The sequence below is a fragment of the Variovorax sp. GW821-FHT09D05 genome (assembly GCF_059416325.1).
This window is the reverse complement of the sequence record NZ_JBWKOZ010000006.1, coordinates 306,843-331,818: the sequence shown is the minus strand read 5'-3', so window position 1 is coordinate 331,818 and position 24,976 is coordinate 306,843. Positions and strand designations below refer to the sequence as shown.

The 24,976-nt window shown below is 66.9% G+C and carries 22 protein-coding genes and 1 pseudogene; 13 read left to right on the top strand and 10 right to left on the bottom strand.

The window, feature by feature from the left end; translation table 11 throughout:
• Positions 1-95: 95 nt before the first annotated feature.
• Positions 96-785, top strand: coding sequence for a TetR/AcrR family transcriptional regulator (locus AC07O3_RS18565; RefSeq protein ID WP_093177015.1), 690 nt, complete (start codon positions 96-98; stop codon positions 783-785).
• On the opposite strand, the gene AC07O3_RS18560 is transcribed toward AC07O3_RS18565, so the two are convergent.
• From AC07O3_RS18560 to AC07O3_RS18550, 3 genes are read right to left on the bottom strand one after another with little or no spacing between them, the layout of a single operon-like run.
• The gene (locus tag AC07O3_RS18560) at positions 763-2,142 is read right to left on the bottom strand and encodes a phospholipase D-like domain-containing protein (protein WP_495339994.1); all 1,380 of its coding nucleotides are present in this window, start codon (positions 2,140-2,142) and stop codon (positions 763-765) included. The genes AC07O3_RS18565 and AC07O3_RS18560 overlap by 23 nt on opposite strands.
• A gap of 14 nt (positions 2,143-2,156) precedes the next feature.
• The gene (locus AC07O3_RS18555; protein ID WP_489013512.1) at positions 2,157-2,822 is read right to left on the bottom strand and encodes a glutathione S-transferase family protein; all 666 of its coding nucleotides are present in this window, start codon (positions 2,820-2,822) and stop codon (positions 2,157-2,159) included.
• A 27-nt stretch (positions 2,823-2,849) separates the two neighbouring features.
• A complete protein-coding gene (locus AC07O3_RS18550; RefSeq protein WP_093051312.1) occupies positions 2,850-3,971 on the bottom strand; it encodes a 5-methyltetrahydropteroyltriglutamate--homocysteine S-methyltransferase in 1,122 nt (373 codons plus the stop codon).
• A gap of 146 nt (positions 3,972-4,117) precedes the next feature.
• Between AC07O3_RS18550 and AC07O3_RS18545 the strand changes: the two genes are divergently transcribed.
• The 8 genes from AC07O3_RS18545 to AC07O3_RS18510 all read left to right on the top strand — a co-directional run bounded on the left by AC07O3_RS18545 (position 4,118) and on the right by AC07O3_RS18510 (position 11,912).
• Entirely contained in the window at positions 4,118-5,224 is a 1,107-nt protein-coding gene (locus tag AC07O3_RS18545) for an aromatic ring-hydroxylating dioxygenase subunit alpha (protein ID WP_495339993.1), read from the top strand.
• Positions 5,221-5,997, top strand: a complete 777-nt coding sequence (locus AC07O3_RS18540) for a GntR family transcriptional regulator (RefSeq protein WP_489013507.1) — start codon at positions 5,221-5,223, stop codon at positions 5,995-5,997. Before AC07O3_RS18545 ends, AC07O3_RS18540 begins: the two co-directional genes overlap by 4 nt.
• Before the next feature lie 42 nt (positions 5,998-6,039).
• A complete protein-coding gene (locus tag AC07O3_RS18535) occupies positions 6,040-7,026 on the top strand; it encodes a PDR/VanB family oxidoreductase (protein ID WP_495339992.1) in 987 nt (328 codons plus the stop codon).
• Between the two features lie 166 nt (positions 7,027-7,192).
• The gene (locus tag AC07O3_RS18530) at positions 7,193-8,368 is read left to right on the top strand and encodes an ABC transporter substrate-binding protein (RefSeq protein WP_093077744.1); all 1,176 of its coding nucleotides are present in this window, start codon (positions 7,193-7,195) and stop codon (positions 8,366-8,368) included.
• A 215-nt stretch (positions 8,369-8,583) separates the two neighbouring features.
• Positions 8,584-9,456 (top strand): branched-chain amino acid ABC transporter permease, encoded by an 873-nt coding sequence (locus AC07O3_RS18525; protein WP_495339991.1) that lies wholly within the window; start codon positions 8,584-8,586, stop codon positions 9,454-9,456.
• Positions 9,456-10,457 carry a branched-chain amino acid ABC transporter permease gene (locus AC07O3_RS18520; RefSeq protein ID WP_495339990.1) on the top strand — a complete coding sequence of 334 codons (1,002 nt, stop codon included), beginning with the start codon at positions 9,456-9,458 and terminating at the stop codon, positions 10,455-10,457. Before AC07O3_RS18525 ends, AC07O3_RS18520 begins: the two co-directional genes overlap by 1 nt.
• A complete protein-coding gene (locus AC07O3_RS18515; RefSeq protein ID WP_093051289.1) occupies positions 10,454-11,215 on the top strand; it encodes an ABC transporter ATP-binding protein in 762 nt (253 codons plus the stop codon). The genes AC07O3_RS18520 and AC07O3_RS18515 overlap by 4 nt, the downstream gene beginning before the upstream one ends.
• Positions 11,208-11,912 (top strand): ABC transporter ATP-binding protein, encoded by a 705-nt coding sequence (locus AC07O3_RS18510; RefSeq protein WP_495339989.1) that lies wholly within the window; start codon positions 11,208-11,210, stop codon positions 11,910-11,912. Before AC07O3_RS18515 ends, AC07O3_RS18510 begins: the two co-directional genes overlap by 8 nt.
• Here the strand turns inward: AC07O3_RS18510 and AC07O3_RS18505 are convergent.
• The 3 genes and pseudogenes from AC07O3_RS18505 to AC07O3_RS18495 all read right to left on the bottom strand — a co-directional run bounded on the left by AC07O3_RS18505 (position 11,909) and on the right by AC07O3_RS18495 (position 14,502).
• Positions 11,909-12,577 (bottom strand): DsbA family protein, encoded by a 669-nt coding sequence (locus AC07O3_RS18505; RefSeq protein ID WP_495339988.1) that lies wholly within the window; start codon positions 12,575-12,577, stop codon positions 11,909-11,911. The two genes, AC07O3_RS18510 and AC07O3_RS18505, sit on opposite strands and share 4 nt — an antisense overlap.
• Positions 12,571-13,464 (bottom strand): annotated as a pseudogene (locus AC07O3_RS18500) (MBL fold metallo-hydrolase); the annotation flags it as partial. The pseudogene AC07O3_RS18500 and the gene AC07O3_RS18505, both read right to left, overlap by 7 nt.
• Positions 13,465-13,599: 135 nt before the next feature.
• Positions 13,600-14,502 (bottom strand): LysR family transcriptional regulator, encoded by a 903-nt coding sequence (locus AC07O3_RS18495; RefSeq protein WP_097198718.1) that lies wholly within the window; start codon positions 14,500-14,502, stop codon positions 13,600-13,602.
• A gap of 100 nt (positions 14,503-14,602) precedes the next feature.
• On the opposite strand from AC07O3_RS18495, the gene AC07O3_RS18490 reads away from it, so the two are divergent.
• From AC07O3_RS18490 to AC07O3_RS18480, 3 genes are read left to right on the top strand one after another with little or no spacing between them, the layout of a single operon-like run.
• A complete protein-coding gene (locus tag AC07O3_RS18490; RefSeq protein WP_307615017.1) occupies positions 14,603-15,550 on the top strand; it encodes a hydroxymethylglutaryl-CoA lyase in 948 nt (315 codons plus the stop codon).
• Positions 15,547-16,755 (top strand): CaiB/BaiF CoA transferase family protein, encoded by a 1,209-nt coding sequence (locus AC07O3_RS18485; RefSeq protein ID WP_093077733.1) that lies wholly within the window; start codon positions 15,547-15,549, stop codon positions 16,753-16,755. Before AC07O3_RS18490 ends, AC07O3_RS18485 begins: the two co-directional genes overlap by 4 nt.
• Positions 16,756-16,794: 39 nt before the next feature.
• Positions 16,795-17,781 (top strand): tripartite tricarboxylate transporter substrate binding protein, encoded by a 987-nt coding sequence (locus tag AC07O3_RS18480; protein WP_097198720.1) that lies wholly within the window; start codon positions 16,795-16,797, stop codon positions 17,779-17,781.
• Between the two features lie 10 nt (positions 17,782-17,791).
• Here the strand turns inward: AC07O3_RS18480 and AC07O3_RS18475 are convergent, their stop codons facing one another.
• The 3 genes from AC07O3_RS18475 to rpoD all read right to left on the bottom strand — a co-directional run bounded on the left by AC07O3_RS18475 (position 17,792) and on the right by rpoD (position 22,453).
• Positions 17,792-18,922 (bottom strand): HPP family protein, encoded by a 1,131-nt coding sequence (locus AC07O3_RS18475; protein WP_489013493.1) that lies wholly within the window; start codon positions 18,920-18,922, stop codon positions 17,792-17,794.
• A 19-nt stretch (positions 18,923-18,941) separates the two neighbouring features.
• Positions 18,942-20,177 carry a multidrug effflux MFS transporter gene (locus AC07O3_RS18470; protein ID WP_093051261.1) on the bottom strand — a complete coding sequence of 412 codons (1,236 nt, stop codon included), beginning with the start codon at positions 20,175-20,177 and terminating at the stop codon, positions 18,942-18,944.
• Positions 20,178-20,266: 89 nt separating this feature from the next.
• Positions 20,267-22,453 carry an RNA polymerase sigma factor RpoD gene (rpoD, locus tag AC07O3_RS18465; protein ID WP_256216814.1) on the bottom strand — a complete coding sequence of 729 codons (2,187 nt, stop codon included), beginning with the start codon at positions 22,451-22,453 and terminating at the stop codon, positions 20,267-20,269.
• On the opposite strand from rpoD, the gene AC07O3_RS18460 reads away from it, so the two are divergent.
• Entirely contained in the window at positions 22,446-22,778 is a 333-nt protein-coding gene (locus AC07O3_RS18460) for a hypothetical protein (RefSeq protein WP_256216812.1), read from the top strand. The genes rpoD and AC07O3_RS18460 overlap by 8 nt on opposite strands.
• 123 nt (positions 22,779-22,901) lie before the next feature.
• Here the strand turns inward: AC07O3_RS18460 and dnaG are convergent, their stop codons facing one another.
• Positions 22,902-24,926, bottom strand: a complete 2,025-nt coding sequence (dnaG, locus tag AC07O3_RS18455; protein ID WP_093077946.1) for a DNA primase — start codon at positions 24,924-24,926, stop codon at positions 22,902-22,904.
• Between the last annotated feature and the right edge of the window lie 50 nt (positions 24,927-24,976).

Below are 24,976 nucleotides of genomic sequence, written 5' to 3'. Positions count from 1 at the left end.
GTGTCCTGACGAGGCTGCTGCCCGGGAGTCGATGCGATGTTATCAAATTGAAATTTGAATTTGAAGTATTCTTTTGTTTGGGTTAGCCTCGGGGCATGGCAACCCGCACTCCGCGTACCGACGGCAACACCACGCGCCTGCACATCCTCGAAACCGCCGGCCGGCTGTTCGCGGCGCAAGGCTTCGCAGAAAGCACCAGCAAGGAAATCTGCACCCGCGCCGGCACCAACATGGCCGCCATCAACTACCACTTCGGCGGCCGCGACGGGCTCTACGAGGCGGTGCTGGTCGAAGCGCACAAGCAGCTGGTGAGCCTCGACGAGCTGATGGCGCTGTCATTGGAGTCGACCGATCCGCGCCTGAAGCTGCGCGCCTTTCTCACGCACATGGTCGAGATGAGCGCCCAGCCGAAGGCGCCGTGGGGGTTCCGCGTGGTGCTGCGCGAGGCGCTGTCGCCGTCGCCTGCCATGCCGGCGCTGATCCAGCGGGCTGTGTTGCCCAAGGCCAGGCTGATGCGCGGCATCGTCGGGGAGATCATGGGCTTGCCCGACGACCATCCATCGGTGCAGCGCAGCCTGCTGCTGACGGTGCTGCCGTGCCTGGTGATGACGGTGGCGCCCAAGGACCTGAGCAGCAAGGTGTTGCCGGCCCTGAAGGACACGCAGGCCCTGGCCGAAGAAGTTGTGCGCTATGTGCTCGCGGGACTCGATGCCGTGGCGAAGGAGGCAAAGGCGGCCGAGCCGTCCCCGGCGTCCACAACGCCTAAAGCTGGAAAGCGACGGTGAGCAGCAGCCCCTCGGCCACATCGCGCATCAGCCCCGGGCGTCGCGCACGATAGGGCTCGCCGGCCGAGGCGGTGGTCTCGATCCACTCGGCCAACCATTCGATGTCTTCATGGCCGTAGAACACGACGGCCGCCTCGTGGTTCAGCAGCAGGCTGCGCAGGTCGAGGTTGATCGAGCCGCACATGGCGAGTTCGTCGTCCACCACCACGGCCTTGGCATGCGCCATGAACGGCAGCATGCTGAAGCTCACGCCCGCGCGCGCCAGGTCGCGCATGGCGCGTGCACGCACGAAGTCGGCAAGGCGATGGTTCGACTGCGCGGGCATCGCGATGGTCACCTGCACGCCGCGCCGCGCGGCCAGCCGCAGTGCATCGCGCAGGCCGTCGCCGGGCACGAAGTAGGGCGTGATCGCGAGCACGCGGTGCTCGGCGCGAAAGCAGGCGTCGATCAGCAGTGCATGCGCCGTGTCCTCGGTCTGGTCGGGGCCGCTCGGCAGGAACTGCGCCATGGCCGTGCTCGGGCCCGGGGGCACGTCGTCGGCGGTGATGGCGCGGGCCTTGCGGCTGCGCACCGAGGCCCAGTCGTGGTCGAACTGGCGCGCTGCCGCCGCGGCCACGCTGCCATGCAGATCGAACGACAGGTCACGCCAGGCCTCGGGGTGCTTGTCGTTGCCGGTGAAGTATTCGCCCGCGAGGTTGCGCCCGCCCGACCAGAGCCAGCCGTCGTCGGCGATGGTGAACTTGCGGTGGTTGCGCAGGTTGCGCGGGCCGATGCGGCGCAGGCTGAAGAAGGGGCGGAACACGGCCACCTCGCCGCCCGCCACACGCAGCCGGTCGAAGTGATGGCGCGGCAGCGACAGCGCGCCGAAGCCGTCGAGCAGCACCCGCACCTTGATGCCCTCGCGCGCGCGCTTGGCGAGCCGGTCGATCACCGCGTGGCCGAGTGGGTCGTCGCCGATGATGAAGGTGCACACGTCGATGCGCTCGCGCGCGCCGTCGATCACCTGCCACAGCGCATCGCGCGCGGCCTCGCCGTCGGCATGCATGCGGATCGCGCAGCGCCCCGGCGGCGCGAGGCCGAAGCTCTCGATCAGGTCGGCAGCCCAGTGGCCCGGCGGCACCGAGCGCGGCGGCCTGGGCGACCCCGCCGGGCGCAGCTTGCGCTGGCCGAACAGCAGGTACATCGGCAGGATGAAGTAAGGCATCAGCACCAGCCCCATGACCCAGGCGATGGCTGTGGTGGGGGCGCGCTGCTCGCGGCGCGCACGCGTGGTCAGCACGTAGACCAGCAGCGCGAAAGTGACGACGAGGAAATGCTGCGAAGGAGAGGGCAGCCAGTCGAACTCTTTGGTCGGCATGGACCGATGATGCCTCAGCGTTGCAGGAAGGCCGGCACTCCGCGCCCTTCCGAGGCCAGGAACCGCATCATCGGATCGACCACCGCGCGCACAGCGGGCCGGTCGCCTACGCGCGTGCGCCAGGCCAGCAGGCGCGGCGTGGCGTCGGTCATGCCGGCGCCCTTGCGGTCGGCGAACACATAGGCCATGTAGAAGGCGATGTCTGCGAAGGAGTAGGGGCCGGCCAGGTACTCGCGTGTGGCCAGCAGGCCTTCCATCTCTTCGTAGAAGCGCGCGCAGCCGGCGCAGGCCGTGACTGCCGCGGCGCTCTGCATGTCGTGCTGCAGGCCGAAGAGCTTGATGACGTTCGGGAAGAAGACCTCGTCGGACTTCTGCTCCAGCTGCCGCGCGCGGGCCCGTTCGGCAATGCCTTCAGGCCACAGCGCAAGGCTGGGATAGCGGTCTTCGAGGTACTCGAAGATCTGCGTCGAGTCGAACAGCGAGACCTCGTCGTCGACCAGCACGGGCACCTGCTGCTTGACGGGGTTGACCCGAAGCACCTCGGGGTGCTTGGGCTCGTAGGCATCGTCCTTGGTGAAGGGCACCATGACCAGTTCGAAGGGCACGCCTTTTTCGCGTGCCGCGATCTCGACCTTGGCGCCGAACATGCTGAGGGGGCCTGAGTAGATGTGAGTCGTCATGCCCCCGACTTCACCAGAAACGGCGCGTCAGGTCGAGCCCCAGACCTCCTGCGCGGTCTCGACCACCAGGCGCAGCTTGTTGCGCTGCGCTTCCACGGCGATGTTGTTGCCGTGCACGGTGCTGGAGAAGCCGCACTGCGGCGACAGCGCGAGCTGGTCGAGCGAGGCGTACTTGGCGGCGTCCTCGATGCGGCGCTTGAGCTCGTCCTTGTCTTCCATCTCGCCGAACTTCGTGGTCACGAGGCCGAGCACCACGGTCTTGCCCTTGGGCAGGTAGCGCAGCGGCTTGAAGTCGCCCGAGCGGGCGTCGTCGTATTCCATGAAGTAGGCGTCGAGGTCCATCTCCTTGAGCAGCGCCTCGGCCACGGGCTCGTAGTTGCCGGCCGCGGCGTGCGTACTCTTGAAGTTGCCGCGGCACAGGTGCATGGCCAGCAGCATGCCCGGGGGCTTCTGCGCCACCACCTTGTTGATGAAGGCGGCATAGCGATGCGGCAGCTCGTTCGGGTCGTCGCCGCGCTTGCGGGCGGCTTCGCGCATGTGCTCGTCGCACAGGTAGGCGAGGTTGGTGTCGTCCATCTGCACGTAGGTGCAGCCGGCGGCGGCCAGCGAGCGCAGCTCGTCGCCATAGGCCTTGGCCACGTCGTCGTAGAACGCCGGGTCGAGCTCGGGGTACGCCTCCTTGCTGATGCCGGCGCGGCCGCCGCGGAAGTGCAGCATGGTCGGCGAGGGGATCGTCACCTTGGGCGTACGGCCTGCCGAGACCTGGCTCTTGAGGTACTGGAAGTCGGCGAGCTGGATGTCCTTGACGTGGCGCACCTTGTCGAGCACGCGCATCGCGGGCGGAGCGAGTTCTTCAGTGCCGTCGGGCTTGCGGATGGTGACCGGGATGTCGGTCTTCACGCCGCCGAGCTGGTCAAGGAAGTCGATGTGGAAGTAGGTGCGGCGGAACTCGCCGTCGGTGATGCTCTTCAGGCCGATGTCTTCCTGGAAGCGGACGATCTCGGTGATGGCCTTGTCTTCGACGAGGCGGAGCTGCTCGGGCGTGATCTCGCCCTTGGCTTTCTGTTCGCGGGCTTCGAGCAGGTATTTGGGGCGCAGGAAACTGCCCACGTGGTCGTAGCGGGCAGGCAGGGCGGCGTGCTGTGACATGGATGACTCCGTCGTGATTTGGGGAACGAGCGGAACATCGTATCGCCTTCGAAATGCCGATGTCTGTATACAGATATCTCGGTGTTTACCCTCGAAATGCTCCAAAAGACTGGAAATTTCAGGTTTTCTGTATACATTGAGTATTCATGAAAACGCCCACGACCGCCTTTCCACTGAACGCATGGTATGCCGCCGCCTACGACGTCGAAGTGCGTCACGTGCTGCTGCCACGCACGATCTGCAACCAGAAAGTAGTGCTGTTCCGCCGCACCGACGGACAAGTCGCCGTGCTCGAAGACGCCTGCTGGCACCGGTTGATGCCGCTGTCGCTGGGCCGCCTCGAAGGTGACGAACTGGTCTGCGGCTACCACGGCCTCGTCTACAACAGCCAGGGCCGCTGCACTCACATGCCGAGCCAGGAAACGCTGAACCCCTCGGCATGCGTGCGCAGCTTTCCGGTGGTGGAGAAGCATCGCTTCGTGTGGATCTGGCCAGGCGATCCGGCCAAGGCCGACCCGGCGCTGGTGCCCGACATGCACTGGAACGACGACCCGGCCTGGGCCGGCGACGGCAAGATGATCCGCGTCAACTGCGACTACCGTCTCGTGGTCGATAACCTCATGGACTTGACGCACGAGACCTTCGTGCACGGCTCGTCCATCGGCAACCGCGAAGTGGCCGAGGCGCCCTTCGTGGCCACGCACGGCGACCGCTCGGCCACCGTCACGCGATGGATGGAAGACATCGACCCACCGCCGTTCTGGGGCAACCAGATCCGCCACGCACGCGGCTACACCGGCAAGGTCGACCGCTGGCAGATCATCCGTTTCGAAGGCCCGTGCACGGTGAACATCGACGTCGGCGTGGCCGAGGCGGGCAGCGGCGCGGTGCCCCAGGGCAGCAACCCCGGCGACCGCAGCAAGGGCGTCAACGGCTACGTGCTCAACACCATCACGCCCGAGACCGACAAGACCTGCCTCTACTTCTGGGCCTTCTCGCGCAACTACTGCCTCGGTGAGCAGCGCCTCACGCACGAACTGCGCGAGGGCGTCGCCGGCATCTTCCGCGAAGACGAGCTGGTGCTCGAAGCGCAGCAGAAGGCGATGGACGACCACCCCGATCACAAGTTCTACAACCTCAACATCGACGCCGGCTCGATGTGGGCGCGACGCCTGATCGACCGGATGATCGAAAAGGAAAAACCCGCGCGCGCCGCGATCCCGATCCGGCCCGCCCAGAAGGCAGCCGCGTGAAGGTCGCTGCCGTTTCCACCACAGCCGAGCCCGGCGACAGCGGCAGTTCGCAGGCCGTGAAGGCGCAGCTGCGGCTGCGCGAGATGATCCTTGCGGGCGAGTTGCCCGGTGGCGCGCGCATTGCCGAGGTTGCCATCTCCGAGCAGCTCGGCGTGTCGCGCACGCCGGTGCGCACCGCGCTGATGCGGCTCGAACAAGAGGGCCTGCTCGAAGCGCTGCCCAACGGTGGCTATGCGGTGCGTACTTTTTCGGAGCGCGACGTGGCCGATGCCATCGAGCTGCGCGGCACGCTCGAAGGGCTGGTCGCCCGGCTCGCGGCCGAGCGCGGCGCGGCGCCCGTGGTGCTGCGCGAAGCGCGCGCCTGCCTGCAGCGCATCGACGAACTGCTGCGCGAGCCCGCGCTCGACGACGCGGCCTTCTCGCGCTACGTGACGCACAACGAGCGCTTCCACGCACTGCTCTGCGAAATGGCGGGCAGCCCCGTCATCGCGCAGCAGCTCGAGCGCGTGATCAACCTGCCGTTCGCGTCGCCCTCGGGCTTCGTCATCGTGCAGGCCAACTCGCCGGCCGCGCGCGACATGCTCGTGATTGCGCAAGACCAGCATGTGCAGGTGCTCGACGCCATCGAGTCCGGCGAAGGCTCGCGCGCCGAGGCGCTGATGCGCGAGCACAGCCGCATCGCACGGCGCAACCTGCGCGATGCGCTGCACGGCACGCCGACCGCCGAGCAGCGCCCGCTGCCGGGTGTGCAGCTGATCCGCCGGCGCGGCTGATCGGTTTCTTCTTTTCCCCTCCTCTTTCGTGTTGCTCCCCCGATGAAAAGCGATCTTCAATGGATGCAGGCGCAAGTCGTTGCGCTGCGCGACGTCACGCCCACCGTGCGCGAATTCGAACTGCGCCCCGATGGCGGCTTTGCCGAATCCCATGAACCCGGCGCCCACCTGCAGGTGCAGGTGCTGACGGCGCAGGACAAGGTGCAGACCCGCTCGTACTCGCTGGTGGGCGAGGGCGACGGCCAGTGCTGGCGCATTGCCGTCAAGCGGCTCGATGACGGCCGTGGCGGTTCGCTCGCGATGTGGCGACTGGCCGTGGGCGACCGCCTGCAAGTGAGCGCGCCGCAGAACCACTTTCCGCTCGACCTCTCGGCTCCCGGCTACCTGCTGGTGGCGGGCGGCATCGGCATCACGCCGCTGGTACTGATGGCGCAGCGGCTGGGCGCACATGCAAGGCGCACCGGCGTGCCGGTGAAGATGCTGTACGGCGCGCGGCATGCGGGCGAGCTCGGCTATCTGTCGCATCTGCAGGAAGCACTGGGCGAGGGCGTCGAAGCGCATGAAGGCTCGGCCCCCATCGACTTCGCCGCCGCCATCGCGGCACTGCCGCCCGGCGGCCAGCTTTACACCTGCGGCCCGGTGCCGATGCTCGAAGCCGTCAAGCGCGCGTGGCACGCAGCCGGCCGTGCCATCGAAGACCTGCGCTTCGAAACCTTCGGCAGCAGCGGCCGCCTGGCCACGCAGTCATTCCAGGTGCGAATTCCCCGGCACGACCTGGCCATCACCGTGCCGGCCGACTGCACGCTGCTCGAAGCCCTCGACGCAGCCGGCGTGCAGACGCTCTCGGACTGCAAGCGCGGCGAATGCGGCCTGTGCGCCATGGACGTGATCGCCGTCGACGGCGAGATCGATCACCGCGACGTGTTCCTCAGCGAGCACGAGAAGAAGTCGACCACGCGCATCTGCGCCTGCGTGTCACGCGCCGTGGGCACTCTCACGCTCGACTCCGCCTACCGCGCCGACAGCTGACGCGCGCGCTCCGCAGGCCGCCTTGCGCGATGATCGCGCAGTTCATTTGGCAATCGCGCAACAAAGGTCAACGGTAATGGCCGGCTAGGTGATTGCCTGCTCCGCCGGATGTTGCAAAGTGTTGAAAATAGCCCCGGTTCGCGTTCCGCCCCTCAAAGGAAAAAACATGCAAAGACGCCATCTCATCCAGACCGCCGCCCTCTCGGCACTTGCGCTTTCAATGTCGCTGGCCAGTGCCCAGGACGCCAACAAGTTCAAGATCGGCCTGATCCTTCCGATGACCGGCCAGTCGGCCTCCACCGGCCGCCAGATCGAAGCCGCGGCGCGCCTGTACATGGCCCAGAACGGCGATACCGTGGCCGGCAAGAAGGTAGAGCTGATCGTCAAGGACGACACCGGCCTGCCCGACGTGACCAAGCGCCTCGCGCAGGAACTGGTGGTGAACGACAAGGTCAACGTGCTGGCCGGCTTCGGCCTCACACCGCTGGCGCTGGCCGTGGCGCCGATTGCCACGCAGTCGAAGACGCCCGAAGTGGTGATGGCCGCGGCCACTTCGAGCATCACCGAGGCTTCGCCCTACATCATCCGTTCGAGCTTCACGCTGCCGCAGGTGTCGGTGGCCATGGGCGACTGGGCGCCTAAGAACGGCGTGAAGACGGTCGTCACGCTGGTGGCCGACTACGGCCCGGGCAACGACGCCGAGAAGTTCTTCAGCGAGCGCTTCCAGCTCAACGGCGGCAAGGTGCTCGACAAGCTGCGCGTGCCGCTGCGCAACCCCGACTTCGCGCCGTTCCTGCAGAAGGTGCGCGACGTGAAGCCCGATGCGCTGTTCGTCTTCGTGCCCTCGGGCGCGGGCGCGGCGGTGATGAAGCAGTTCCTCGAACGCGGCATGGACAAGGCCGGCATCAAGATGATCGCCACCGGCGACGTGACGGATGACGACCAGCTCAACGACATGGGCGACGGCGCGCTGGGCGTGGTCACCTCGCACCACTACTCGGCCGCGCACCCCTCGGCGCTGAACAAGAAGTTCGTCGAAGCCTTCGAGAAGGCCAACCCCAAGATGCGCCCCAACTTCATGGCCGTGGGCGGCTATGACGGCATGCGCGTGATCTACGAAGCGCTCAAGACCACCAAGGGGCAGGGCGGCGGCGAAGCGCTGCTGGCCGCCATGAAGGGCCAGGTCTTCGAGAGCCCGCGCGGCCCGGTGCTGATCGATGCGCAGACGCGTGACATCGTGCAGGACGTGTACCTGCGCAAGGTCGAGAAGAAGGACGGGCAGCTCTACAACGTCGAGTTCGACGTGATCAAGGGTGTGAAGGATCCGGGCAAGGCAAAGTGAGGCTTGTCTCTGGGGGACGTTGTTGTTCGGGGCGCGCTCACGCCGACGGGTACCTTGTTCCGCGAATGTCCCCCGGCCTTCGGCCTCCTCCTTTATTTCGCTGCGCAAGGCACCCCATCGGCGTGATCTTTCAGAGCAGTCGTTGATCGGCCGGCATATGCACGCACCCCGAACGAAACGAACAGCCCCAGAAATAGCTTCGTAAAAAACACGACATGCTGACCATTCTTTTCGACGGCATCGCCTACGGCATGCTGCTCTTCGTGCTGGCGGTAGGCCTCGCCGTGACGCTCGGCCTGATGAACTTCATCAACCTCGCGCACGGCGCTTTCGCCATGGCGGGTGGCTATCTCACGGTGTTTGCAATGCAGAAGTTGGGCGTGCCCTTCCTGGCCTGCCTGCCGCTCGCATTCATCGTCGTCGCGCTGGCCGGGGCCTTGCTCGAACGCACGCTCTACCGGCCGATGTACGGCAAGCCGCACCTCGATCAGGTGCTCTTTTCCATCGGCCTTGCCTTCATGGCGGTGGCGGCCATCGACTACTTCGTGGGCTCCTCGCAGCAGAGCGTGCAATTGCCTGAATGGCTGCGCGGGCGCACCGAGATCGGCGACGGCGCGCTGCTGCTGGGCATGGGGCACTACCGGCTCTTCATCATCGGCGTGTGCGCTGTGCTCACGGTGGTGCTGCAGCTCATTCTCTCGAAGACGCGTTTCGGCAGCCGGCTGCGCGCTGCGGTCGACGACCCGCGCGTGGCGTCGGGCCTGGGCATCAACGTGAATATCGTGTTTCTGCTGACCTTCGCTGTGGGCTCCGGGCTCGCGGGGCTGGGCGGCGCGCTGGGCGCGGAGATCCTTGGTCTCGACCCGACATTCCCGCTGAAGTACATGATCTATTTCCTGATCGTGGTGTCGGTCGGCGGCACCTCGTCGATCACCGGGCCGCTCGCGGCGGCGCTGCTGCTTGGCATTGCCGATGTGGCGGGCAAGTATTTCATTCCGAAGATGGGTGCATTCACCGTCTACCTGCTGATGATCATGATCCTGATGTGGCGGCCCCAGGGCCTGTTCACTCGCAAGGGAGGCCGTTGATGAGTGCGCCTTCCACCACCGAGTTTCAGTCGGCTCTGCTGCGCAAGGCGCGATGGCACCCGCTCGAATTCGTGGCCTGGGCAGTGGCCTTCGCCCTGCCGCTCGTCATGCCTTCGCACTCGCTGCTGGTCAACGAGATCGCCATCGTCGCGCTGTTCGCGATGTCGCTCGACCTGATTCTTGGCTACACCGGCATCGTGTCGCTGGGCCATGCCGCCTTCTTCGGCTTCGGCGCGTATGCGGCGGCGCTGTTCGCCAAGCTCGTGATGCCGGACCCGACCGTGGGGCTGGTGATCGCGACCGTGCTCTCGGCATTGCTGGGCCTCGTAGCCAGCGTGACGATCTTGCGCGGCAGCGACCTCACGCGACTGATGGTCACGCTCGGTACCGCGCTGCTGCTGCTCGAACTCGCCAACAAGCTCGACTGGCTCACCGGCGGCGCTGATGGCCTGCAGGGCGTGGTGATGGGGCCGGTGCTCGGCCTGTTCGAGTTCGATCTGTACGGTCGCACGGCCGCCTGGTATTCGCTGGCCGTGATGCTGGTGCTGTTCCTCGTGATGCGCCGGCTTGTGCATTCGCCGTTCGGCGCCACGCTCAAGGCCATCCGCGACAACCGGCTGCGCGCCATGGCAATCGGCATTCCGGTCGTGTCGCGGCTCGTGGTGATCTACACCGTGGCGGCCGGCATCGCCGGCGCCGCAGGCGCGCTGCTGGCGCAGACCACCGGCTTCGCCTCGCTCGACGTGCTGGCCTTCGACCGCTCGGCCGACGTGCTGCTGATGCTCGTCATCGGCGGCGTGGGCTGGCTCTATGGCGGCGTGGCGGGCGCCATCGTGTTCAAGCTGCTGCAGACCTGGCTGTCGGCCGTGACGCCGCAGTACTGGATGTTCTGGATCGGCCTGATCCTGGTGCTGCTGGTGCTGGTGGGACGCGACCGCCTGCTGAAGCCGTGGACATGGTTTGGCGCGGGCCAGAAGAAAAAGAAGGGCGGTACGGCATGACCGACACCGTGCTCTCGACCCACGGCCTCGTGATGCGCTTCGGCGGCATCACGGCCACCAACAACGTGACGATGGAACTCAAGCGCGGTGCACGCCACGCGCTGATCGGCCCCAACGGAGCGGGCAAGACCACGCTGATCAACCAGCTGACGGGCGTGCTCACGCCCACCGAAGGCCGCATCACGCTGCTGGGCGAAGACATCACCACGCTCGCGCCGCACAAGCGCGTGGCGCGCGGACTGGTGCGCACCTTCCAGATCAACCAGCTGTTCGACTCGATGACGCCGCTCGAAACGCTGGCGCTGGTCGTGTCGCAGCATCAGGGCATCGGCGCGCAATGGTGGCGGCCGCTCGGCGCCAGCAAGGCGATTGCCGAGCGCGCGGGGCAACTGCTCGAACAGTTCCACCTGGGCGACGTGGCGCAGCAGCAGGTGAAGCACTTGGCCTATGGCAAGCGCCGCCTGTTGGAGATTGCGATTGCGCTGGCCTGCGAGCCGCGCGTGCTGCTGCTCGACGAGCCCGTGGCGGGCGTGCCCGCCGGCGAGCGCGAAGAGCTGCTGCAGACCGTGGCCGCGCTGCCGGCCGATGTGTCGGTGCTGCTGATCGAGCACGACATGGACCTGGTGTTCAGCTTTGCCGACCGGATGACGGTGCTGGTCAACGGCACGCTGCTGACCGAGGGCGACCCCGAAACCATCGCCAACGATCCGAAGGTGAAAGAGGTCTATCTGGGCCACGGGGAGAGCGCCCATGTCTGAGCTGCTGCGAATAGAAAGCCTGAGCGCCGGCTACGGCGAGGCCGTGGTGCTGCACGACGTGGCGTTCGCGCTCGGCGAAGGCCAGACGCTGGCGCTGCTGGGCCGCAACGGCACGGGCAAGACCACGCTGATCAACACGCTCGCGGGCGCAACGCGCCAGCACGGCGGCAGCATCACGCTGGGCGGCCAGGCGCTGCACAAGCTTGCGCCGCATCAGCGCGCGGCGGCCGGCATCGGCTGGGTGCCGCAGGAGCGCAACATCTTCAAGTCTCTGACGGTGCACGAGAACCTCACCGCGGTGGAGCGGCCGGGCAAGTGGAACCCGCAACGGGTCTACGAAATGTTCCCGCGCCTTGCCGAGCGCAAGACGAACCTGGGCACGCAGCTCTCGGGCGGCGAGCAGCAGATGCTGGCCGTGGGTCGCGCGCTGGTGCTCAACCCGAAGCTGCTGCTGCTCGACGAGCCACTCGAAGGGCTCGCGCCGATCATCGTGGAAGAGCTGCTGCGCGCCATCCGCCGCATCACGCAGGACGAGGGGCTGGCCGCGATCATCGTGGAGCAGCATCCGCAGGCCATCCTCGCGATTTCCGACGAAGCGGTGGTGCTCGACCACGGCACCATCGTGCACACCGACAAGGCCGCGATATTGCGCACGCAGCCTGAAGTGCTCGACCGCCTGCTGGGCGTCGCGCGCTAGACGAGTTCCGCCAGGCGCGCCTTCCAGTCTTCCGCGCGGCCGAGCCATGGGCCGATGTCGATGCGGCTGGCGCGGCCATCGGGCTGCGTCAGCACGAAGGTCGGAAAGCCCTGGCCGCCAGCGCGCTGCAGGAACTGGCGGCTTTCGGCGAAGTGCCGTGCGGTTGATTCGCCCGACAGGCCCTCGAAGGCCGATGCGAAGGCTTCGGCGTCGAAGCCGAGTTCGGCGGCGATCGCCTTCAGCACCTGCTCATCGACGATGCGCCGGCCTTCGACGTAGTGCGCTCGCTGCAGGCGATGGATCATGTCCAGCCCGCCGCCCGCCCGCAGCGACTCGGCCGCGAGGATTGCGGTGGTCGGCGGCTCGGAGTCCATCGTCGCGCCGGTGTCGCGCAGCAGTCCCTCGAAGTAGCCCTCACCGAAGGGCTGGCCCGTGAGTTCCGCGATGCGCCGGTCGTGCGGCATCACGTACTCGCGCCACTGCGGCGTGATAGAGCGGCGGTTGGCGCCGGTCATCATGCCGCCGCCATGGAACTCGACCTTCAGGCCCGGCACGCTGCGCGCCGCGTCGACCAGCGGCGCGGCGGCATAGCACCAGCCGCACAGCGGGTCGAAGATGTAGTGGAGCGTGGCGCCTTCATTCGCGCCTTCGTTCATTGCGGCCATTTCATTTCTCCCTTGATGACCTTGGCGCCGAGTTCCAGCGACGAGGCGTCTTCCAGCTTCGGGTAGCGCTTCTTCATTGCGGCGATCAACGCTGCCGAGTCCTTGGCCTTGGCGGCTTCGGTCTCGAAGGCCTGAAGGTAGCTTCGCGTGAATTTCACCGAGGCGAGCGAGTAGGGCGTGCTGCCGTCGGCATTCGGCAGGTAGTGGCCGGGCACCACGGTCTTGGGGTGCAGGACTTCGATGCGGCCCAGCGTCTTGATCCAGTCGCGGCGCGATTCGGGCGTTTGCGTGTCCGCCACCCACACGTGGATGTTGGCCGACACCGGAATGCCGCCGACCACTGCCTTCAGCGAGGGAATCCACGCGAAGCTGCGTTCGGGCGTGGGGCTGTCGAGGCCGACGACCTGGATCTTGCGGCCTTCGAGCGTGAGGCTGTCGCCGGCCAGTGCTTCGGGCACGACCAGCGCCTTGGGCGCGTTGTCCTTCAGGATCGGGCCCCAGTGCGCGAGCTTGCCGTCCTTCGAGGCCTGGATGGCGGCCACGGTCTGGGGCGTGGCGACGATCTTCGCGTCGGGGAAGGCGGCCTGGATCACGTCGAGGCCGAAGTAGTAATCGGGGTCGCTGTGGCTGATGTAGACCGTGGTGAGCTTCTTGCCCGTGGCCTTGATCTTCTGCACCAGCGCCTCGGCGTCGTTGCGCTGGAACTGCGCGTCGATCAGCACGGCGTCGGTCTGGCCGGTGACGATTTCCGAGGAGACCGGAAACATCGACTTCGTGCCGGGGTTGTAGACGTCGAGCTTGAGCGGCTGGGCAGCCTGCGCGGCGAGCGGAACAAGGCTCAGGGTGGCGGCGAGGGCGGCGGCGGAGAGGAGGGCTCTGCGGAACATGCGGTGGTCTTTCTGTGTGCGGTGTGAAGGAGTGACTGCTCTGACCTTTCGAATGTAGGTTGCGTGAATCGAAATAAAAACCTGCTCCAGGGCAATGAATAGTTTCGGATTCCGGTCGAATTGGGTGCTTGGCCGTCAATCCGTGGCGCGCCGCTCCAGGTGCGCGACCAGCAATTGCGCGGACGGCGACAGCGCCGCCTCACTGCGGAAGCAGATCGCAAAACGCCGCCGCGCCCACGCATCGGTGAGCGGCATCAGGCGAAGGCCGAAGGCATCGGTGAAGGGCCGCGCGACCTCCGCAGGCACCACGCTGATCGCCAGCCCGGCGCGCACCACGCGCAGCGCCGCATCGAAGTTGGACACCAGCACGCGGTAGACCAGCGGCTTGCCCGCCACCGCCGCCTCGCGCGCCAGCATCAGTTGCACCGCGCTGAGCGCGGGCATGCCGACGAATTCATGGTCGAGCACCTGCTCGAAGCGCACGTGCTCGTGCTTCGCCACCGGGTGCGAGGGATGCGCGACGATGGCGAGGTGGTCGGTGCGGTAGTCGCGCCGCTCCAGGCCTTCGAGGTCGGCCGCGTCCCAGCACAGGCCGATGGAAGCGCTGCCCTCGCGGATGCCGCGCACGATCTCGGGGCTCACGCGCTCTTCCATGTCGACGCGGATGTTGCGGTGCGCCGGGTCTTGCAGAAAGTCGGCCACGTCCTCGGCCAGCGATTCGGCCATGACCGAGGCCGAGGCCAGGATGCGTACGTGCCCGCGCGCGCCGCCGGCGTAGGCGGCCATGTCGCGCTCGATGCGGTTCACGCTGCCGAGCATCGCGCGGGCGTGCTCCAGCAGGGTTTCGCCGGCTGGAGTGGGCAGCACGCCGCGGCGCTTGCGCAGCAGCAGCGGCGTGCCGACGGCTTCTTCGAGCTGGGCCAGCCGCTTGCTGATGGCCGAGCCGACGATGCTGGCCTGTTCGCCGGCGCGCGCGATGCTGCGCGTTTCGCAGACGGCGACGAACAGGCGCAGGGTGGTCAGGTCGAGGTCTCTCATGATGTTCCGTTCTGGAATCAGATGGCTTCCAAAATATACCTTCTGGATCAAATCGGAACTTCTAACATCGACTCCGTACCCTCACGACGGAGACAAAGTCTTGATTCACGCCTTCCTGCCGCCGCGCGCGGTCGTCCGCGAAGTGGGCCTGCGCGATGGCCTCCAGAGCATCGCCCGCGTACTGCCCACCGAACGCAAGCTCGAATGGATCCGCGGCGCGCACGCCGCCGGGCAGCGCGAGATCGAAGTCGGCTCGTTCGTGCCGGCGCACCTGCTGCCGCAATTGGCCGACACGGCCGAATTGCTGGCGTACGCGAAGACACTGCCGGGGCTCTTTGCCTCGGTGCTCGTGCCCAACCTCAAGGGCGCCGAACGCGCCATTGCGGGCGAGGCCGACCTGATGGTCGTGCCGCTTTCGGCCAGCCACGCGCACAGCCTTGCCAACCTGCGCAAGACGCCCGATGAGGTGGTGGCCGAGGTCGGGCGCATGCGCGCGGCGCGCGATGCGGCGGGCTCGAAGACGCTGATCGACGGCGGCGTGGGCACGGCCTTCGGCTGCACGCTGCAGGGCCATGTCGAGCCCGACGAAGTGCTGCGGCTGATGCAGGCGCTGCTCGATGCCGGCGCTGACCGCGTGAGCCTCGCCGACACAGTCGGCTATGCCGATCCGGCGATGGTGCGCAGCCTGTTCGAGCGCGCCTTGCGCATCGCGGGCGACCGGCTGTGGTGCGGCCACTTCCATGACACGCGCGGCATGGGGCTCGCGAATGCGTATGCCGCGCTGGAGGTCGGCATCACACGTTTCGACGCCTGCCTGGCCGGCATCGGCGGCTGCCCGCACGCGCCCGGCGCCAGCGGCAATGTCGACACCGAAGACCTTGTCTTCATGCTCGAGAGCATGGGCGTTGCGACCGGCGTCGATCTGCCGAAGCTGCTCGACCTGCGCCGACGCGTGGCGAGCTGGCTCGAAGGCGAAACCTTGCAGGGCACGGTGTGGCGCGCGGGCTTTCCGAAGACCTTTGCCGCGACGGCGGGAGTCACGGCATGAGCGCGGCAAAGACCGGAGAAAAGCGCCTGCCGCTCACCGGCATCCGTGTGGTCGAGTTCACCCACATGGTCATGGGCCCCACCTGCGGCATGGTGCTCGCGGACTTGGGCGCGGAGGTCATCAAGGTCGAGCCCATCGATGGCGACCGCACGCGACACCTGCTGGGCGCGGGCGCGGGCTTCTTCCCCATGTTCAATCGCAACAAGAAGAGCATCGCGCTCGACCTGCGGCACCCGCAGGGGCTGGAAGCCGCGCTGCGCCTGTGCGCCACGGCCGACGTGGTGGCGCAGAACTTCAAGCCCGGCACCATGGACAAGTACGGCCTGGGCTACGCCGCGCTCGGCAAGCTCAACCCGCGCCTCGTGTACGTCAACCACACGGGCTTTCTGCCCGGCCCTTATGAGCACCGCACCGCGCTCGACGAGGTGGTGCAGATGATGGGCGGTCTGGCCTACATGACCGGCCGCCCCGGCGATCCGCTGCGCGCGGGCACCAGCGTGAACGACATCATGGGCGGCATGTTCGGTGCCATCGGCGCGATCGCCGCGCTGATGCAGCGCGCCGAGACCGGCAAGGGGCAGGAGGTGCAATCGGCATTGTTCGAGAACAACGTGTTCCTGGTCGGGCAGCACATGCTGCAGTACGCGATCACCGGGCAGGCCGCTGCGCCGATGCCCGATCGCATCTCGGCCTGGGCGCTGTACGACGTGTTCACCGTGAAGAACGGCGAGCAGATCTTCCTGGCCGCCGTGAGCGACGCGCAGTGGAAGACCTTCTGCGACGCGCTGGGTTTCGACGACCTGAAGGCCGACCCCGCCCTGCGCACCAACAACGACCGCGTGCGCCTGCGGCCCACGCTGCTGGCCGACTTGCGTGAGCGCCTGGCAGGCCGCTCGGCGGCGGAGCTGTCGGCGATCTTCGAGGCCAGTGGCCTGCCGTTCGCGCCGATCACGCGGCCCGAAGACCTCTACGACGACCCGCATCTGAAGGCCACCGGCGGCCTGGCCGACATTCGCCTGCCGGACGGTGAGCGTGCCGGAGAAATGGCGCAGACGACGCTGTTCCCGATCACGCTCGGTGGCGAGCGCCTCGGTGTGCGGCTGCATCCGCCGACGCTGGGCGAGCACACGCGTGAGCTGCTGGCCGAGCTGGGCTATGCGCGGGAGCAGGTCGATGCGCTGCACGCCGAATCGGCCGTAGCCTGAGCAGAGTGACTTTTCAAGAACATAAAGAGAGACAAAACCATGACCCAGACGCTTCCCTCGATGAACCGCCGTGCGGTGCTCGGCCTCGGCGCGTGCGCCGCCGCCGTGGCCGCATGCCCCGCGCTTGCGCAGGGCTCCGACAAACCCATCCGCTTCATCCTGCCGATCAGCGCCGGCTCGGGCGTCGACACCATCGTGCGCGCTGCATCGGTCGCGCTCGGCAAGGCCTTCGGCCAGCCGGTGGTGATCGAGAACCTGCCGGGCGCGGGTGGCATCACCGGCGCCGCGGCCATCGTCAAGGCCGCGCCCGACGGGCTCACGCTGGGCATGGTGTCGAACAACCACGTCATCAACCCGGCGGTGTTCAAGAAGATGCCCTTCGACGCGATCAACGATGTCACGCCGATCAGCGTGGTGGGCGCGACGCCGCTGGTGCTGGTGGTGAACCCGAAGCTGCCCGCGAAGAACGTGAAGGAACTGGTCGCACTGCTGCGCGCGAAGCCCGAGGGCTACAACTACGCCTCGTCGGGCAACGGCACCATCATTCACCTGGCCGGCGAGATGTTCATGGACGAGGCGGGCGTGAAGGCGCGGCACATTCCCTACAAGGGCACCGGGCCGATGGTGACCGACATGATCGCGGGGCAGGTCGAGATGGGCGTGGTTGCGCTGCCGGCCGTGCAGCAGCACATCAAGAGCGGTGCGCTGCGCGCCATCGGCCTGTGCGGCGCGACGCGTTCGCCAGCCGCGCCGGACATCCCGACCATCGCGGAGCAGGGGCTGCCGAACTACGCGGTCGAAGGCTGGTTCGCGGTGATCGGGCCGCCGAAGATGCAGGCGGCCGATGTCCAGCGCGTGCACGACGCGGTCGCCGCTGCATTCACCAGCGCCGAAGTGCGCGATGCGATGGACAAGCAGGGCAACGTCATCAAGCCCACGACACCAGAGCAGGCCGCGAGCTACTTTCGCAGCGAGGCCGCGCGCTATGCGGCGCTGGTGAAGAAGGCGAACGTGGTGCTTGAGTGAGGAGCGGCTCTTACGCCGGCCCCACAGCGCGATAGAGGGCGCGCACGAAGTCCGACTGCGTGATCATCCCCGCGAGGCGCTTCTCGCCATCGATGATCGGGATGTGGTGGTGCCCGCCCTCGGAGAACAGCGGCACCAGGTCGACCACGGGCCGGTCGGCGCTGGCCACGCGCACTTGCCGCGTCATGATCTGGCCGACCACCTCGGGCTTGTTCGACATCACCGTGCGCGTGGCGCGGATCAGGTCGCGCAGCTTGCCGGCGATGCCCTCGTGATGCTGCAGGTCGAGCTGGCGGAAGAAGTCGGCCTGCGTGACGATGCCCACCACGCGGCGCGTGCGGTCGGTGATGGGCAGGGCCTTGATGCGGCGCTCGTGCATCAGCGCCCACGCTTCCTGCAGCGGCGTGCCGAACTCCACCGAGACCGGCGTGCGCGACATGATGTCGGCGCAGTGCAGCGTGCCCAGCCGCCGCTTGTACGACTCGAGCTCGGTCTGCTGGATCAGCGATTGGAGGTCGTCGCGGCTGATGTCCAGCACCTGGTTGTAACGGGCCAGCACGGCGTCGATGTCGGCCTGGCTGAAGCGCGCATCGGACGCAGGCGGGCGCGCCACCACCTGCACATGCGGATAGCGCCGCCCGGTCAGCGAGTTGTAGGCCACGCCGGCCAGCACCAGCAGCAGCGAGTTGGTGAAGAAGGGGAAGAGGGCGGACGAGAAATGCGTGGTGTGCGTCAGCACCGCGAGCAAGGCGGCGGCACCACCCGGTGGGTGCAGGCAGCGTGCGCTGAACATCAGGCCGATGGCAGCAGCCACTGCAACGGCGGCGCCCAGCGCCGGGTCGGGAATCCAGTTGGCAGCCGCAATGCCGACCACCGCCGACAGCGTGTTGCCGCCGATGACCGACCACGGCTGCGCGAGCGGACTGGCCGGCACAGCAAACACCAGCACGGCGCTGGCGCCCAGCGGCGCGATCAGCCAGACGGAGGCGGCGAGCGGGCCGGCCATCCACCGGCACAGCAGCGCTGTGACCAGCAGGCCGAGGCCCGCACCTGCCACCGCGCGCAGGCGCTCGCGGGCATCGACGGTGGTGCGGCCTGGCAGCCAGGCGCGCGCATGAGTCAGGAATGCTTCGAAGCGCATCGGAACCTCGCCCGTGTTCTCAGCCTTCGTGCGCCACCATGCGCCCGATCTCTGGCCAGCGGTCATGCAGCCACACCCAGGCGACAAGGCCGATGGCGAGCATGCCCATGGAGGTCAGCGCCAGCGCGAGCGTCGAATGCATCACCAGCGGCGCCACCGCGCCGGCCACGATGCCGTTGGCGGTGGAGCCGATCACGGCCTGCAGCGAAGAGGCCATGCCGCGGCGCTCGGGGTGCAGGTCGAGCACCAGCAGCGTGACCACCGGCACCATCAGCGCCCAGCCGAAGGCGAACACCGCCAGCGGCCACAGCGCCCAGGCCACGTGCGCCTGGAAGAAAGTGTTGGCCACCACGTTGACCACCGAGGTGGCCAGCATGATGACGAAGCCGTCGCGGATCTGCCGCTTGGGCGCGACCTTGCCGGCCATGCGGCCGCTGGCGCGCGCGCCGAGCATGATGCCGCCGATGGTCAGCAGGAAGAACCAGAAGAACTGCTGCGGCTGCAGCGCGAGGTGGTCGCCGAGGAATGCGGGCGCGGCCAGCACGTAGAGGAACATGCCGTTGAAGGGCACGCCGCTCGCAAAGGCCAGCAGCAGGAAGCGCGGGTCGGAGCACAGGTCCCAATAGCCGCGCATCAGGTGCCGCACCTGGAAGGGCTGGCGGTGGTCCTTGTGCAGCGTCTCGGGCAGCAGCTTGTAGTTGGCAGTGAACAGCACCACGCCCACCGCCACCAGGAACCAGAACACCGCGTGCCAGCCCGCGTGCACGAACAGGAAGCCGCCCACGATGGGCGCGATGGCCGGTGCCACGCCGAAGTAGATCGTGACCTGGCTCATGACCCGCTGCGCCTCGGCGGGCGGGAACATGTCGCGGATCACCGCGCGCGAGACCACGATGCCGGCGCCGGTCGACAGGCCCTGCAGCCCGCGGAACAGCACCAGCTGCGTGATGTTCTGCGAGAGCGCACAGCCCAGCGAGGCCAGCGTGAACACGGCCAGGCCCCACAGCACCACGGGGCGGCGGCCGAAGCTGTCCGACAGCGCGCCGTGGAACAGGTTCATGAACGCGAAGCCGAACAGGTAGGCCGAAAGCGTCTGCTGCATCTCGGCCGGCGTCGCGCCGATGGATTGCGCAATGCCCGAGAAGGCCGGGATGTAGGTGTCGATGGAAAAGGGCCCGAGCATGCCGAGCACCGCGAGCAGCACGGCAAGCGCCCAGCGCGGGGCCTGCCAGAGTTTGTCTGCATCGGGATTCATGAGGTTTGCTCCGTTCTTTTTATCGCGAAGGCCAAAAAAGAAAGCGCCCTTGCGGGCGCCTCCTCGTCGGGAAATACCGGGAGACCGGCTTAGAGCGTATCAATAAAGCTGCGCAGCTTGTCCGAACGCGACGGATGCTTGAGCTTGCGCAGTGCCTTCGCCTCGATCTGGCGGATGCGCTCGCGGGTCACATCGAACTGCTTGCCGACTTCTTCCAGCGTGTGGTCCGTGCTCATTTCGATGCCGAAGCGCATGCGCAGCACCTTGGCTTCGCGCGGCGTGAGGCTGTCGAGGATGTCCTTGACCACGTCGCGCAGGCCGGCCTGCATCGCGGCTTCGATAGGAGCCGTGTTGCTGCTGTCCTCGATGAAGTCGCCCAGGTGCGAATCGTCGTCGTCGCCGATGGGGGTTTCCATCGAGATCGGCTCCTTCGCGATCTTCATGATCTTGCGGATCTTGTCTTCCGGAATCTCCATCTTCGCGGCCAGGATGCCGGCGTCGGGTTCGAAGCCGAACTCCTGCAAGTGCTGGCGCGAAATGCGGTTCATCTTGTTGATCGTCTCGATCATGTGCACCGGAATGCGGATGGTGCGCGCCTGGTCGGCGATCGAGCGGGTGATGGCCTGGCGGATCCACCACGTGGCGTACGTCGAGAATTTGTAGCCGCGACGGTATTCGAACTTGTCGACCGCCTTCATCAGGCCGATGTTGCCTTCCTGGATAAGGTCGAGGAACTGCAGGCCGCGGTTGGTGTACTTCTTGGCGATGGAGATCACGAGGCGCAGGTTGGCCTCGATCATTTCCTTCTTGGCATCGCGCGAAGACGATTCGCCTTCGTTCATGCGCTTGTTGATGTCCTTCAGCTCGGACAGCGGCACCACCACGCGCGACTGGATGTCGGCGAGCTTCTGCTGCAGTTCCTGCACTGGCGGGATGTTGCGCGCGAGCACCGTGCTCCAGGGCTTGCCGGCGGCGGCCTGCTTCTCGACCCACTTCAGGTTGAGCAGGTTGGAGGCGATGCGGTTGCCGTTCTTGTCGTAGCCGCTGAAGTCGCGGATGAACTCGTCCTGCGGGAAGCCGCACTTGTCCACGATGATGCGGCGCAGTTCGCGTTCCTTCTTGCGAACGTCGTCCACCTGCGTACGCACCAGGTCGCACAGCTTCTCGATGGTCTTGGCGGTGAAGCGGATGGTCATCAGCTCGTCGGACACGGCCTGCTGGGCCTTGACGTACGCCGGCGTGCCGTAGCCTTCCTTCTCGTAGATCTTGTGGATCTTCTCGAACATGCTGGCGATGCGGTCGAAGCGATCGAGCGCTTCACGCTTGAGTTCTTCGAGCTTCTTGGTCAGGGCCTTGGAGCCGCCCTTGCCGTCGTCGTCGTCTTCCTCGTCGAACTCGTCGAAGTCTTCTTCGGCCACGTAGTCGTCGGCCTCGTTGGGGTTCGAGAAGCCGTCGACGATGGTCGAGATGACGACCTTGCCTTCACGGATCGTTGCGGCCATTTCGAGGATCGCGGCGATGGTGGCGGGGGAGGCCGAAATGGCTTCCATCATGGCCATCAGGCCGCCTTCGATGCGCTTGGCGATTTCGATTTCGCCTTCGCGCGTCAGCAGCTCGACCGTACCCATTTCGCGCATGTACATGCGGACCGGGTCGGTAGTGCGGCCGAATTCGCTGTCCACCGTGGAGAGCGCGGCTTCGGCTTCTTCCTCGGCTTCTTCCACCGTGGTGGCGGTGGGCGCGGTGTTGTTCAGCAGCAGGGTTTCGGCGTCGGGCGTCTGCTCGTACACCGCCACGCCCATGTCGTTGAGCATGGTGACCACGACTTCCATGGTCTCGGCGTCGACCAGCTTGTCGGGCAAGTGGTCGGAGATTTCGCCGTGCGTGAGGTAGCCGCGGGTCTTGCCCAGCGTGATCAGGGTCTTCAGGCGCGAGCGGCGCTTGGCCAGGTCTTCTTCGGAGAGCACGGTCTCGTCGAGGCCGAACTCCTTCATCAAGGCGCGTTCCTTCGCCTTGCTGATCTTCATGCGCAGCGGCTTGACCTTCTCTTCGGTGGTCGTCGCAACCGCGGGCTCGTCGCCGGCCAGGTCGTCCTCGATGTCCGACAGGTCGACGTCGCTCTCGGGGGCTTCCTTGTCAGCCTTGGGCTTGCGGCCGCGCTTGGCGCCGGTGGCGGGCGTGGCGGCGCCGGCGGCCTTGGGCGGGCGGCCGACTTTCTTGGCTGCGGGGGCGGCTGCTTTTTTGGGATCGTCGAGAGAGGTCGATTTCGTGGGCACGGTTTTCACTTTCGTTGCGGCTGCCGATTTGGATGCGGCGGCGGCCGTCTTGGTTGCCGGCTTCGCGCCGGCTTTCAACGGTTTTTCTGCTGCGGGCTTGGTGGCGACGCTTTTGGCAAGTGAAGGAGCAGGCTTCTTTGAACTGGGCATACGACCTCGTTACGGCAAGAAAGAACAAGCGGGATCACAGGCGCACCGTCACGCGGACAGCGCCACCACAGCCCGTGCACAGGCACGGACTAAAAACAAATGGGAAAGAGGAATTAATTCCTCAACAGGCAAGATGTCGGGCGAACATTTGGTATGCAGTCCTTGCGGTTATTGACCCTTTCCGCCGGAATTTACCGTTGGAGTGCGTTGCGCTAGGGGTCGGCCCGGAGGTGCTGCTGTCGCTCTTGCCTAATTTCGCCAGTTGCGAAGCCCTACATTATAGCGTGTTGCGCAAATTTCAAGCAGTTTCTGAACCCGAGGCGCGCAGACGGGCGCGCAATTCGAGCCGCCGGGTTTCCAGCGCCTTGTAGCGTTCCAGGGCTTTCGGGTCTTTTCCCACGGCGGCGATGGCCTCGCTCTGCTGGGCCTTGAGAAGGTCGTCGAGCATGAAATCGAGCACGCTGGAGAGTTCGCGGGCGGCGTCGGCCAGATGCTGCGCCTCCTCGCCCTCGGGCACCGGACCGGCCTCGGAGACGGACATCAGCCGCTCGGCCAGCGGCTCGAAGTCGAGTCCACGCATGCCTTCGCGCAGGGCCGCCCAGGGCTGGACGCCGTGCTCGTGCAGCTGGCTGTCGAGCCAGGTGAAGAGCGCGCCGTGCGAGCCGGGCAGGTCGCACAACATCACGTGGAGCTCGTGCGACAGGGCTTCCCATTGCGCCATGTTCGACAGCAGCAGCCGCACCGCCACATCCGGGCGGCTGGGCGGGGCACCGCGTCCGCGCAGGGGCTCGATGGGTTCCTCGAACTTGCCGCCCCAGCGCTTGCCCTTGACGAACTTGCGCGGCTGGAACTTGGGCTTGCTATCGCTTTCATAGCGCGGCGGTTCAAAGTCCTGCGGCGGGGGCATGTCCGGGTAGTAGTCGTCACCGCCACCACCGCCGCCGTAGCCGGAAGGCTCGCCTTGGCGCTGCGGCGCGGGTGCGCCGCCGGCCTTGCGCGGGCCCGGCGTGGAGGCCCAGAGTTCCGACAGCGCCGGCGCGTCGAGCTGCACCAGCGTCGCGATCTCGCTCAGCAACTGTCGCTTGAGGGCACCGTCGGGCATGGCGCTCCAGAGCGGGCGCACGTTGCTCGTCATGTGGGCGCGGCCCTCGGCGGTGGTCAGGTCGCAGCCTTCGCGGGCGGCTTCGAGCATGAAGCGCGACAGCGGCGTGGCCTCGTTGACGAAGCGGGCGAAGGCCTCGGCGCCGTGCTCGCGGATGAAGCTGTCGGGGTCGTGCTCGGCCGGCAGGAACAAAAACTTGATGCTGCGCACGTCGGTGGCGTAGGGCAGGGCACCGTCGAGCGCCTTGCGCGCGGCGCGGCGACCGGCGGCGTCGCCGTCGAAGCTGAACACCACCGATTCGGTGAAGCGGAAGAGCTTCTGCACGTGCTCCGTAGTGCAGGCGGTGCCGAGCGTGGCCACCGCGTTCGGAAAACCGAGCTGGGCCAGCGCCACCACGTCCATGTAGCCCTCGGTGACGAGCGCATAGCCGCGGTCGCGGAAGGCGGCGCGGGCTTCATAAAGGCCGTAGAGCTCGCGGCCCTTGCTGAACACCGGCGTTTCGGGCGAGTTCAGGTACTTGGGCTTCTCGTCGCCCAGCACGCGCCCGCCAAAGCCGATGCACTCGCCCTTCACGTTGCGGATCGGGAACATCACGCGGTCGCGGAAGCGGTCGTAGCGCTTGGCTTCTTCGTCGCTGAGCTTGCCTTCCTCGTTGTTGACGATCACCAGTCCGCTCTCGGCGAGCAGCGGGTCGTCGTAGTCGGGGAAAACGCTGGCCAGCGCGCGCCAGCCGGCCGGCGCATAGCCGATGCCGAACTGCTTGGCCACCTCGCCCGAGACGCCGCGGCCCTTCAGATATTCGATGGCGCCGGGCGCCTGCCGCAGGTGCTTGCGGTAGGCGTCGCCGGCTTTTTCGAGCACGTCGGTCAGCGTGGCCTGTTTCTGGCGCTGGCTGGCGGCGCGGGCGCGCTCGGCGGGAGAGGCGTCGTCCTCGGGCACCTGCAGGCCGTACTGGCCGGCCAGGTCGTGGACCGCCTCGACGAAGCCCATGCCCGCATGCTCCATCAGAAAGCCGATGGCGTTGCCATGCACCCCGCAGCCGAAGCAGTGATAGAACTGCTTGGTCGGGCTGACGGAGAAAGAGGGCGATTTCTCGCCGTGGAACGGGCACAGCCCCATGAAATTGGCGCCGGCCTTCTTGAGCTGCACATAACGGCCGACGATCTCGACCACATCGGCGCGCGCGATGAGTTCCTGGATGAATGAAGCGGGGATGGTCATGTAGGCGAAGAGCGGCAAATCATACGCAAGCGGGCGAAGGCTGGCGGCCG